This window comes from Streptomyces sp. SID5785 (assembly GCF_009870065.1).
GTDB lineage: Bacteria > Actinomycetota > Actinomycetes > Streptomycetales > Streptomycetaceae > Streptomyces.
Genome location: NZ_WWIA01000519.1, coordinates 1 through 10,785 on the forward strand (window position 1 = coordinate 1; position 10,785 = coordinate 10,785).

Genomic DNA, 10,785 nt, shown 5'->3' on the forward strand with positions numbered 1-10,785 from the left:
TGAACAGCCCGGGCCACCCGGACGCGACCTGATCCGCCGGACAGGCCCTAGGGCGCGCTTCCCGAGAAGCGTCGTCCGGCCGGACACGAGGAAGGGCCCCGGCGCCCGCCTGGATCGAACCAGGCGCCGGGGCCCTTCCTCGTGCTCGTCGCGCGACGCTCAGGCGTGGATCTCCACGCCGTGCTCGGCGGCCAGACGGCGCAGGTCGTCCAGCTCGCCCAGCTCGACCTCGGCGAGGAAGTCGTCGCCGGTCTCGCGTGCCCGCGTCAGGTCGGACTCGGCCGCCTTTATGCGCTGCAGAAGTCCTGCGGTGAATGCGTCCATGGTTGCGCCCCCTCGTCCTGGGTCTGGGTCGTGGCACGGGGGTGTGCCCGGTGGAAGGGGCGATCACGACTCGAACCGCCGTGCGCGGAGCGGCTCGTGGCATGCCACATACAAAGCGTGATCGCGGGTGTAAACCCGTCCTCCCCGCCCCTCCTTCCGTGGAAACCTCAACCCCGCCGGAAAAACTGGCATTCCCGGGTCCCCTGGCCGCCTTACAGCCGGTTTATGGCCGAAAGGGGCAGGATGGTGACCCACACTCCGTGACCGAACCTGCCCGCGTGCGCCCTTGTGTGCCCGCGGGTGACCAGAGGAAGGACAAGCGACGTGCGCGTACTCGTCGTCGAGGACGAGCAGCTGCTCGCCGATGCGGTGGCCACCGGACTGCGCCGGGAGGCCATGGCCGTCGACGTCGTGTACGACGGTGCGGCCGCCCTGGAGCGCATCGGCGTCAACGACTACGACGTGGTCGTCCTCGACCGCGACCTCCCGGTCGTGCACGGCGACGACGTCGCCCGCAAGATCGTCGAGCTGGGCATGCCCACCCGCATCCTGATGCTCACCGCCTCCGGCGACGTCAGCGACCGCGTGGAGGGCCTGGAGCTGGGCGCCGACGACTACCTCCCCAAGCCCTTCGCGTTCAGCGAGCTGACCGCCCGTGTGCGCGCCCTGGGCCGCCGCACGAGCGTGCCGCTGCCGCCCGTCCTGGAGCGCGCCGGTCTCAAGCTCGACCCGAACCGCCGCGAGGTCTTCCGGGACGGCAAGGAGGTGCAGCTCGCGCCCAAGGAGTTCGCCGTCCTCGAGGTCCTGCTGCGCAGCGAGGGAGCCGTCGTCTCGGCGGAGCAGCTCCTGGAGAAGGCCTGGGACGAGAACACGGACCCGTTCACGAACGTCGTGCGCGTCACCGTCATGACCCTGCGCCGCAAGCTGGGCGAGCCCGCCGTCATCGTCACCGTGCCCGGCTCGGGCTACCGGATCTGACCTCCATGGCCGCCGCACCCGCGCCGCCCTCGGCGCCTCCGAAGCCGACCTGGAAGCCGGGGATGAAGGACGAGCCGCCCTTCCCCTGGCTGCGCCCCACGATCCGCATAAGGCTCACGCTGCTCTACGGCGGCATGTTCCTGATCGCGGGCATCCTGCTCCTGTCGATCATCTACCTGCTCGCCGCCCAGGCGCTCAACGTGGGCAGTGAGCTGCCCTTCAAGATCGTCGAAGGCACGGTCTCCAGCAGCGTCTGCAACATCCCGGACGGCACCAAGCTCCCGGCCAGCGAGCTGAACAGCGCGCTGAACGACTGCGTCGCCCAGCAGCGCAACCACGCCCTCGACGTTCTGCTGAGCCGCTCGCTCATGGCCCTGCTCGGCCTCGCGATCATCGCGTTCGCGTTCGGGTACGCGATGGCGGGCCGCGTGCTGTCCCCGCTCGGCCGCATCACGCGCACCGCGCGCCGCGTGGCCGGCACGGACCTGTCGCGCCGTATCGAGCTGGACGGTCCGGACGACGAGCTCAAGGAGCTGTCCGACACCTTCGACGAGATGCTCGACCGCCTGGAGCGGGCCTTCACCGCGCAGCAGCGCTTCGTGGGGAACGCGTCGCACGAGCTGCGCACCCCCCTCGCGATCAACCGCACGCTCCTGGAGGTCCACCTCTCCGACCCGGGTGCCCCGGTGGAGCTCCAGCAGCTCGGCAAGACGCTCCTCGCGACGAACGAGCGCAGCGAGCAGCTCGTCGAGGGCCTCCTGCTGCTCGCCCGCAGCGACAACCAGATCGTCGAGCGCAAGCCCGTGGACCTGGCGGAGGTCGCCGCGCAGGCGATCGACCAGGCCCGGTCCGAGGCGGACGAGAAGGGTGTCGAGATCCGCGGCGAGCGCAAGGAGGCGGTCGTCCAGGGCAACGGCGTGCTCCTGGAGCGCATCGCCCTGAACCTCGTGCAGAACGCCATCCGGTACAACGTGCCGACGGACGGCTGGGTCCAGGTCGACACCGAGGCCCAGCACGGTCAGGCGGTCCTGATCGTGGTCAACACGGGCCCGGTGGTCCCCGCGTACGAGATCGACAACCTCTTCGAGCCGTTCCGCAGGCTGCGCACCGAGCGCACCGGGAGCGACAAGGGAGTGGGCCTCGGGCTGTCCATCGCCCGGTCCGTGGCGCGGGCCCACGGGGGCCGGATCACCGCCACACCCCGCGAGGGGGGTGGGCTCGTGATGCGTGTCACCCTGCCGATCTAGCCGGGTTCGACATGCGGCGCGCCTGCGGATCTGACATGCTTCCGCCGACGCGCTGGAGGAGTTCGCTTTTAGCGGAATTTTCGGGACCTGATCCCGAGGGGGCCGTGTGTGATCGATCACATGGGCGAATTTCCGGCCATCCACGCTCTGTGAGCGCAAAGGCCTCCGTAAAGCCGGGAAAATCCGGGTTTTCGGGCGCCCTGATCACGGGAAGTACACGGGATGGCGCCTGTGCAGTGCGTTGATAGGACCGTGTACGGTCCCGTTCGCCACCCAAGCCGATCACTCAAGAGGAGTCCGGTTGGGTGTCGATTGAGTAACAGACCTTGATGTGAGGCAAAATCTCCGCCTCAGGTCGGGCACAAGTCCGGCCTCTCATGCGTTACGTGCGCTGAGACACCTGCAGACACCCAGAGGGGGAGAGCGACATGGCAACGGATTACGACACCCCACGCAAGACCGATGACGACCTCAACGAGGACAGCATCGAAGAGCTGAAGTCACGGAGGAACGACAAGTCCGCGTCGAACGTCGACGTGGACGAGTTCGAGGCGGCGGAGGGCCTGGAGCTTCCGGGCGCCGACCTCTCGAACGAGGAACTGGCCGTCCGCGTCCTGCCCAAGCAGCAGGACGAGTTCACCTGCATGAGCTGCTTCCTGGTGCACCACCGCAGCCAGCTCGCGCGGGAGAAGAACGGTCAGCCCATCTGCCGCGACTGCGACTGAGGCAGGGTCGGGCATGACCGGCTCGACCCCGCCCTGGAAGCGCCGTTCCCGGAAGAAGGACGTCCAGGACGTCCGGGACGCGGCGCAAGGCCCTTCCGAGGCCCTGCGCGACGACGAGCGAGGCTCTTCCCCCTCAGGAGCAGCCTCGCTCGAATCCGCCGACGACCGGCAGGCGGCGGGCTCCCCGACGGCCTCCGGCACGGTGGACCTGCACGACGCGGGTCACAGCGACGTGACCCGGTCCGAGGAGCGGCCCGCCAGAAGCCGTACGGCGGCCGTCAGGGACGGCGTACGCAGAAGCGGCACCGCCGCACGGACCGGCATCTCCCGGAGCGGCTCCGCCGCGCGTACCGGGATCGCCAAGAGCGGCGCAGCCGCCAAGGCCGGCATCGGCTATCTCGCCGACCGGATCATCGAGAACGCGCCACGGGTCCCCGTCAGGGACCTGGCCACGCTCCGCCGGCAGTTCCCGGGCCTCGGCCCCGAGCAGCTCGCGGACAAGCTGGTCGCCGGCGCGGCCAACGCCTCGTCCACCGTGGGCGCCGGAGTCGGCGCCGCCGCGATGCTGCCGGTGCCCCCGGCGATGCCCACCGAGCTCGCCGCCGAGATCACCGGGGTCGCCGCGATCGAGCTCAAGCTCGTCGCCGAGCTCCACGAGGTCTACGGAATGCGCCCGCCGGGCGGCCTCAAGGACCGCAGCAGCGCCTATCTGACCGCATGGACGGAGGAGCGCGGCATCGACGTCTCCAAACCGATGTCGGTCAACGCGGCGCTCGGCGGACAGATGAAGCGCGAGCTCCGCCAGCAGATCATGAAGCGCATGGTGCGCAACCTGCCGAGCCTGACCCCGTTCATGGTCGGCGCGGCCGTCGGCGCCGTGATGAACCGCCGGGACACCAAGAAGCTCGCCGAGCGCGTGCGCAAGGACCTGCGGCGCCTCCAGGTGCCCTGGGACGCCCTGCCCGAGCTGCCGGCGCTCGAGGTCCCCGAGGACGCCCTCGAGATCGAGGACTGAGCCGCACCGCGGGCCCGCACGCGGCGGGCCGCCCGTCAGCCCCGGCCCAGCGCCTTCGCCAGCGCCTGCGGCTCCCGCGTCGAGAGGTACACGTAGGGCGTCGGGTCCGAGGGATCGGTGATCTCGGCCCGCACCGCGGTCGGCACGTAGCTGCGCAGCAGCATGAAGGCCCGCGGGTCCGCCTTGTACGTGCGCCAGGCGCGCGCCTCCTCGGCGTCGAGGATCTCGACGTCCCCGAGCGCCGACAGCGGGATCTTCGCGTCGCCCGCGACCAGCGAACCGCCCACGACCCGGACCCGGATCGAGCCGTACGAGCTGGTGATCACGGCCGCCACGACGAGGCCGCCGACGAAGCCGCCGAGCAGCGGGAGCGTGCCGAAGGGCAGCAGGACGAGGCCGCAGGCGACGCCCACCAGGAACGTGACGAGCCACCACGCGCGCGGGGCGGTGAGGCGTTCTTCGTAAGGCGTCGTCGAGAGCTCCATGGGCTCAAGCTTGGCACGATGCGTGAAGGCACAGGACGCGCGGGTAAGGTCTGCGCCTGTGAGTGGTACTTCAGCAGCTCTGACGCCCCCCGCCGATGCCATAGCGCCGGTGCGGCACCCCGATGCCCCCGCCCCCGGCACGCTCCTCGGCGCGCACTACGGGCACTGTTTCGGCTGCGGCGGCGAGCAGCCGCACGGGCTGCATCTGGAGGCGCGCGCCGGGGACGGCGTGAGCGTCACCGCCGAGTTCACCGTGCGCCCCGCGCACCAGGGTGCGCCCGGGCTCGCGCACGGCGGTCTGCTGGCGACGGCGCTCGACGAGACGCTCGGCTCGCTGAACTGGCTGATGCAGACCATCGCCGTGACCGGCCGGCTCGAGACGGACTACGTGCGCCCGGTGCCCGTGGACACCGTGTTGCATCTGTCCGCCGAGGTCACCGCCGTGGCCGGCCGCAAGATCTACTCGACCGCGACCGGCCGCATCGGCGGGCCCGACGGCCCCGTCGCGGTCCGCGCCGACGCCCTCTTCATCGAGGTCAAGGTCGACCACTTCATCGAGAACGGCCGCGAGGAAGAGATCCAGGCGGCCATGAGCGATCCGGACCAGATCCGGCGCACCCGTGCCTTCGAGGTGAACCCGTGACGCACCAGCCCCTCGACGTGCTCCTGACGCGCGTCGACCCCGACGTGCCGCTGCCCGCGTACGCGCACCCCGGTGACGCGGGCGCGGACCTGCGCACCACGCAGGCGTGCGAGTTGGCGCCCGGCGAGCGCGCGGTTCTGCCGACGGGTGTTTCCGTCGCCCTGCCCGAGGGGTACGCGGCCTTCGTGCACCCACGGTCCGGTCTCGCCGCACGCTGCGGTGTCGCCCTGGTGAATGCCCCAGGGACGGTGGATGCCGGGTACCGTGGAGAGATCAAGGTGATCGTGGTGAATCTCGACCCGCGCGAGAGCGTGCGGTTCGAGCGCTTCGACCGGATTGCCCAACTGGTCGTCCAGCAGGTCGAGCGGGTGCGCTTCCGCGAGGTGGCGCAGCTTCCCGACTCCGTGCGGGCCGAGGGGGGCTTCGGGTCCACCGGTGGACACGCCTCCGTGGGCGGCACCACCGGCGCCCATGAGGGCACAGGCGGTTCAAAGGGTGGGAATCGATACGCTTCGGTCGTATCCGACCGGGAAGGACAGTGACGTGTTCGGACGTCGCAAGAAGAACGGCTCCGCTGAGGACGCAGTGGACGCGGCGGGCGAGACCGAGCAGGTCGACGGCGTCGACACCGAGGTCGACGGGGAGCAGGATCGTGTGCGGCTCGAGCCCGAGCCGCGTCCCGACGGCCCCTGGGACTCCTCGGAGGTCCGTGAGCCCGGCGAGGGCCGGGTCGACCTCGGCGGTCTCTTCGTCCCCGGCGTGGAGGGCATGGAGCTGCGCGTGGAGGTCGCGGGCGACGCGATCGTCGCCGCGACCGTCGTCCTCCAGGACAGCGCGGTCCAGCTGCAGGGCTTCGCCGCCCCCAAGAAGGAGGGCATCTGGGGCGAGGTCCGCGAGGAGATCGCCAGCGGCATCACCCAGCAGGGTGGAGTGATCGACGAGGTCGAGGGCCCGCTCGGCTGGGAGCTGCGGGCCCAGGTGCCCGTCCAGCTGCCCGACGGCACGGGCGGCTTCCAGGTGGTGCGGTTCATCGGTGTGGACGGCCCGCGCTGGTTCCTGCGCGGTGTCATCTCCGGTCAGGGTGCGGTCCAGCCGCAGGCGGCCGGGCTCCTCGAGCAGATCTTCCGGGACACCGTCGTGGTGCGCGGTGACGGCCCGATGGCCCCGCGCGACCCGATCGTCCTGAAGCTGCCCGACGACGCGCAGATGGTGGCCGAGGGTGCACCCCAGGACGCGCAGGAGGGCTCGCGCTTCTCCGGCGGCATGGGTCAGCTGGCCCGCGGTCCGGAGATCACCGAGGTCCGCTGACGCGACCGCTTCGCACGTGGCCGGGGGCCGCGCATCCCACGGGATGCGCGGCCCCCGGCCTTTGTCGTGCGCGAATCCGGTGTCGCGCGCGAATCCGGCGGGCCCTGCCCGGCCGCACCTGCCTCCCAACTGCCCGCCTCCCAACTGCCCTTCTTTCTTCACCACTTGACGGAAGCCTGGTCCGTACCTAAGGTCACCGGCCAACGCCGCGTTCATATCGGCGCCCCACGTTCACATACGAGAACGGATGGCCCCCACCATGCAGGCTCGTCACAGAAGATCGCGAACCGCCCTGCTTGCCACCCTCGCCACCTCCGTCGCCGCCCTGGTCGCCGGAGTCGTCGCCTGGCCCGGCGCGGAGCGCGCCGACGCCGCACCCGCCGCCTTCGCCCACCCCGGAGTGACCGTCTCCCAGGGGCAGCTGGACTTCGCCAAGAACAAGGTCGACGCCGGCGCCCAGCCCTGGAAGAGCGCCTTCGACCAGATGATGGCGAGCAAGTACGCCGACCTGAACCGCACGCCCAAGCCCCGCGCGACCGTCGAGTGCGGCTCGTACTCCAACCCCAACTACGGCTGCACCGACGAGCGCGAGGACGCCATCGCGGCGTACACCGACGCGCTCGCCTGGTACTTCACCCGTGACGAGCGCTATGCGAAGAAGTCCATCGCGCTCATGGACGCCTGGTCCGGCACGATCAAGGACCACACCAACAGCAACGCACCGCTGCAGACCGGCTGGGCGGGCTCCTCCTGGCCCAAGGCCGCCGAGATCATCAAGTACACGTACGACGGCGGCTGGGCGAACGAGAACCGGTTCAGGACCATGCTGCGGGACGTCTACCTGCCGAAGGTCATCAACGGCTCGAACTCCAACGGCAACTGGGAGCTGACGATGACGGAGGCCGCCGTCGGCATCTCCGTCTTCCTCGAGGACAAGGCCTCGTACGACAAGGCGATGGTGACCTTCCGCACGCGCACGGCCGCCTACGTCTACCTGGAGTCGGACGGCGCGCTGCCCAAGACCGTGCCGAGCCAGCACCTCGACACCAAGGACAAGATCGTCAAGTACTGGCAGGGTCAGTCGACGTTCGTGACCGGCCTGACCCAGGAGACCTGCCGGGACTTCACCCACACCGGGTACGGCATCTCCTCGATCTCGCACATCGCCGAGACCAGCCGGATCCAGGGCCAGGACCTGTACGGCACGGACGTCGGCGAGCGGCTGCGGCAGGCGCTCGGCTTCCAGTCCAAGTACCAGCTGGGCGAGGCGCCGCCGAGCTGGCTGTGCGGCGGAAGCGTCACCCGCGGTCTCGGACCCGTCACCGAGGTCGGCTACAACGCCCTGCACACCCGCCTCGGCACGGCCATGACGAACACCCAGAAGCTCACCGAGCAGCAGCGGCCCGCGGGCTCCAACAACCTGTTCGTCGCGTGGGAGACCCTCACCCACGCCGAGAACACGGGCTGACCCCGCGGCCCGACCCCGTGGCCCGACCTCGCGGTCGTGCCCCGCCGGCCGGGACCGCCCGCTGGTCTCGACCATTGCCCGGCCGGGCGCCCACCAGCCATACTGGCGCCCGGCCGGGAACGTACGTACGGGGGAGCGGCACCGATGAGCGAGAGCGCCGAGACGAGCACCGCCGTCCTGGACCAGGGCGCGCAGGGCCCCATGATCGTCGTCGAGGACCTGCACCGCTCCTACGGCTCCGGCGCCGCCGCCGTGCACGCCCTGCGCGGCGTCTCCTTCGAGATCCCGCGCGGCGAGCTCGTCGCCCTCAAGGGCCGCTCGGGCTCCGGCAAGACGACCCTGCTCAACCTCGTCGGCGGCCTCGACGAGCCGGACCGTGGACGCATCACGGTCGACGGGCGCGACCTCTCGGAGCTCGGCGAGAACGGCCTGCTGGAGCTGCGCCGCGACCGCATCGGCTTCATCTTCCAGTCCTTCGGGCTCATCCCGATCCTCACCGCCGCCGAGAACGTCGGCATCCCGATGCGGATGCGCGGCGCCGACCCGCGCGAGCGCGAGGAGCGCGTCGAACTGCTGCTCTCCCTCGTCGGCCTCGACGGGCACGCCGGACAGCGGCCCGGCGAGCTCTCCGGCGGCCAGCGCCAGCGCGTCGCCATCGCCCGCGCCCTCGCCAACACCCCGGCCCTGCTCATCGCCGACGAGCCCACCGGACAGCTCGACGCGGGGACCGGCCTCGCCGTCATGGAACTGCTGCGGGCCGTCGTCCGCAGCGAGCGCGTCACCGCGCTCGTCGCCACGCACGACGCGACGCTGCTCGACCTCGCCGACCGCGTCCTGGAGCTCAGCGACGGCGAGATCGTCGAGCACTGACGCGCCCGACGCGCCGCGCGGCCCGCATCAGGGTTGTGTCAAAGCCGCCCGCCCACCAGCATCATGTCCGATTTGCGAGAATTCCTGGCCGTAGGGTCGACACGGCGACACTGCGCGCGGCAGTGACAGGAAGACGATGAGGCCATGGGACGCGGCAAGCTCCGTATCTACCTCGGTTCGGCACCGGGGGTCGGCAAGACCTACGCGATGCTGTCCGAGGCCCACCGCCGCGTCGAGCGCGGCACCGACTGCGTCATCGGCTTCGTCGAGCACCACGACCGGCCGCGCACCGAGGTGATGCTGCACGGCCTCGAGCAGATCCCGCGCCAGGAGATCGAGTACCGCGGCGGCGTCTTCCCCGAGATGGACGTGGACGCCGTGCTGCGCCGCGCCCCCGCCGTGGCCCTCGTCGACGAGCTCGCCCACACCAACGTGCCGGGCTCCCGCCACGCCAAGCGCTGGCAGGACGTCGAGGACCTCCTCGCCGCCGGGATCGACGTCGTCTCCACCGTCAACATCCAGCACCTGGAGTCACTCGGCGACGTCGTCGAGGCCATCACCGGGGTACGCCAGCAGGAGACCGTCCCCGACGAGTTCGTCCGCCGCGCCGACCAGATCGAACTCGTCGACATGTCGCCCCAGGCACTGCGCCGCCGCATGGCCCACGGCAACATCTACCAGCCGGACAAGGTCGACGCGGCCCTGTCCAACTACTTCCGCCCCGGCAACCTCACCGCGCTGCGCGAGCTCGCCCTGCTCTGGGTCGCCGACCGCGCCGACGAGTACCTCCAGGAGTACCGGGGCGAGCACGACATCCGCTCCACCTGGCAGGCCCGCGAGCGCATCGTCGTCGGCCTCACCGGCGGACCCGAGGGCCGTACCCTCATCCGGCGCGCGGCCCGGCTCGCCGAGAAGGGCGCGGGCGGCGAGGTCCTCGCCGTCTACATCGCGCGCAGCGACGGCCTGACCGCGGCCTCGCCCAAGGAGCTGGCCGTCCAGCGCACGCTCGTCGAGGACCTCGGCGGCACCTTCCACCACGTCGTCGGCGACGACATCCCCTCCGCGCTCCTGGAGTTCGCGCGCGGCGTCAACGCGACCCAGATCGTGCTCGGTTCCTCGCGCCGCAAGACCTGGCAGTACATGTTCGGCCCCGGCGTCGGCGCCACCGTCGCGCGCGAGTCGGGACCCGACCTCGACGTCCACATCGTCACGCACGAGGAGGTCGCCAAGGGGCGCGGGCTGCCTGTCGCGCGCGGCGCCCGCCTCGGCCGCTCCCGGATCGTGTGGGGCTGGCTCGTCGGCATCGGCGGGCCCGCGCTGCTCTCGCTCGCGCTCACGCACGTCGCCACCGACCTGGGCCTCGCCAACGACATGCTGCTGTTCCTGTCGCTGACGGTGGCCGCGGCGCTGGTGGGCGGGCTCCTCCCGTCGCTCGCCTCCGCGGCCTTCGGCTCCCTCCTCCTGAACTACTTCTTCACCCCGCCCAAACACCTGTTCACCGTCGCCGACCCCAAGAACATCGTCGCCATCGCGATCTTCGTGGGCGTCGCCGTGTCCGTCGCCTCCGTTGTCGACCTCGCCGCCCGCCGCACCCACCAGGCCGCCAGACTGCGCGCCGAGTCCGAGATCCTCTCCTTCCTCGCGGGCAGCGTCCTGCGCGGCGAGACCAGCCTCGAGGAACTCCTGGAGCGCGTCCGCGAGACCTTCGCGATGGAGTCCGTA

The 10,785-nt window shown here is 71.0% G+C and carries 12 protein-coding genes; 10 read left to right on the plus strand and 2 right to left on the minus strand.

Features of this window, described 5'->3' with window-relative positions; genetic code table 11:
* Positions 1 to 159 precede the first annotated feature (159 nt).
* A complete protein-coding gene (locus tag GTW43_RS37545) occupies positions 160 to 324 on the minus strand; it encodes a hypothetical protein (protein ID WP_202501531.1) in 165 nt (54 codons plus the stop codon).
* Positions 325 to 648: 324 nt separating this feature from the next.
* Here GTW43_RS37545 and GTW43_RS16795 point away from each other — a divergent pair, with 324 nt between their 5' ends.
* The 4 genes from GTW43_RS16795 to GTW43_RS16810 all read left to right on the plus strand — a co-directional run bounded on the left by GTW43_RS16795 (position 649) and on the right by GTW43_RS16810 (position 4,289).
* Positions 649 to 1,302: a response regulator transcription factor gene (locus GTW43_RS16795; RefSeq protein WP_161302838.1), complete on the plus strand. Its 654-nt coding sequence runs from the start codon at positions 649 to 651 to the stop codon at positions 1,300 to 1,302.
* Positions 1,303 to 1,307: 5 nt separating this feature from the next.
* Positions 1,308 to 2,549 (plus strand): HAMP domain-containing sensor histidine kinase, encoded by a 1,242-nt coding sequence (locus tag GTW43_RS16800; protein ID WP_161302839.1) that lies wholly within the window; start codon positions 1,308 to 1,310, stop codon positions 2,547 to 2,549.
* Positions 2,550 to 2,977: 428 nt separating this feature from the next.
* The gene (locus GTW43_RS16805; RefSeq protein WP_018535993.1) at positions 2,978 to 3,274 is read left to right on the plus strand and encodes a DUF4193 domain-containing protein; all 297 of its coding nucleotides are present in this window, start codon (positions 2,978 to 2,980) and stop codon (positions 3,272 to 3,274) included.
* A 13-nt stretch (positions 3,275 to 3,287) separates the two neighbouring features.
* Complete coding sequence (locus tag GTW43_RS16810) at positions 3,288 to 4,289, plus strand: hypothetical protein (RefSeq protein ID WP_161302840.1); 1,002 nt, start codon at positions 3,288 to 3,290, stop codon at positions 4,287 to 4,289.
* A gap of 35 nt (positions 4,290 to 4,324) precedes the next feature.
* Here the strand turns inward: GTW43_RS16810 and GTW43_RS16815 are convergent, their stop codons facing one another.
* Positions 4,325 to 4,774: a DUF3093 domain-containing protein gene (locus GTW43_RS16815; RefSeq protein WP_161302841.1), complete on the minus strand. Its 450-nt coding sequence runs from the start codon at positions 4,772 to 4,774 to the stop codon at positions 4,325 to 4,327.
* 58 nt (positions 4,775 to 4,832) lie between these two features.
* Between GTW43_RS16815 and GTW43_RS16820 the strand changes: the two genes are divergently transcribed.
* The 6 genes from GTW43_RS16820 to GTW43_RS16845 form a co-directional block, all read left to right on the plus strand.
* Positions 4,833 to 5,417, plus strand: coding sequence for a PaaI family thioesterase (locus GTW43_RS16820; RefSeq protein ID WP_161302842.1), 585 nt, complete (start codon positions 4,833 to 4,835; stop codon positions 5,415 to 5,417).
* Positions 5,414 to 5,959, plus strand: a complete 546-nt coding sequence (dut, locus tag GTW43_RS16825) for a dUTP diphosphatase (protein ID WP_343245978.1) — start codon at positions 5,414 to 5,416, stop codon at positions 5,957 to 5,959. The genes GTW43_RS16820 and dut overlap by 4 nt, the downstream gene beginning before the upstream one ends.
* Position 5,960: 1 nt before the next feature.
* Positions 5,961 to 6,725 (plus strand): DUF3710 domain-containing protein, encoded by a 765-nt coding sequence (locus tag GTW43_RS16830; protein WP_161301664.1) that lies wholly within the window; start codon positions 5,961 to 5,963, stop codon positions 6,723 to 6,725.
* Between the two features lie 259 nt (positions 6,726 to 6,984).
* A complete protein-coding gene (locus GTW43_RS16835; protein WP_161301663.1) occupies positions 6,985 to 8,193 on the plus strand; it encodes an alginate lyase family protein in 1,209 nt (402 codons plus the stop codon).
* 144 nt (positions 8,194 to 8,337) lie between these two features.
* Positions 8,338 to 9,063, plus strand: a complete 726-nt coding sequence (locus GTW43_RS16840) for an ABC transporter ATP-binding protein (RefSeq protein WP_161301662.1) — start codon at positions 8,338 to 8,340, stop codon at positions 9,061 to 9,063.
* A 144-nt stretch (positions 9,064 to 9,207) separates the two neighbouring features.
* Positions 9,208 to 10,785, plus strand: a 1,578-nt coding sequence (locus GTW43_RS16845; protein WP_161302843.1) for a DUF4118 domain-containing protein, incomplete at its 3' end; no start/stop codon positions are given.

Bases quoted from the DNA above. Each gene is read 5' to 3' on its own strand.
- GTW43_RS37545 (WP_202501531.1), bottom strand. From the start codon at position 324: ATGGACGCATTCACCGCAGGACTTCTGCAGCGCATAAAGGCGGCCGAG.
- GTW43_RS16800 (WP_161302839.1), top strand. From the start codon at position 1,308: ATGGCCGCCGCACCCGCGCCGCCCTCGGCGCCTCCGAAGCCGACCTGG.
- GTW43_RS16805 (WP_018535993.1), top strand. From the start codon at position 2,978: ATGGCAACGGATTACGACACCCCACGCAAGACCGATGACGACCTCAAC.
- GTW43_RS16810 (WP_161302840.1), top strand. From the start codon at position 3,288: ATGACCGGCTCGACCCCGCCCTGGAAGCGCCGTTCCCGGAAGAAGGAC.
- GTW43_RS16815 (WP_161302841.1), bottom strand. From the start codon at position 4,774: ATGGAGCTCTCGACGACGCCTTACGAAGAACGCCTCACCGCCCCGCGC.
- GTW43_RS16835 (WP_161301663.1), top strand. From the start codon at position 6,985: ATGCAGGCTCGTCACAGAAGATCGCGAACCGCCCTGCTTGCCACCCTC.
- GTW43_RS16840 (WP_161301662.1), top strand. From the start codon at position 8,338: ATGAGCGAGAGCGCCGAGACGAGCACCGCCGTCCTGGACCAGGGCGCG.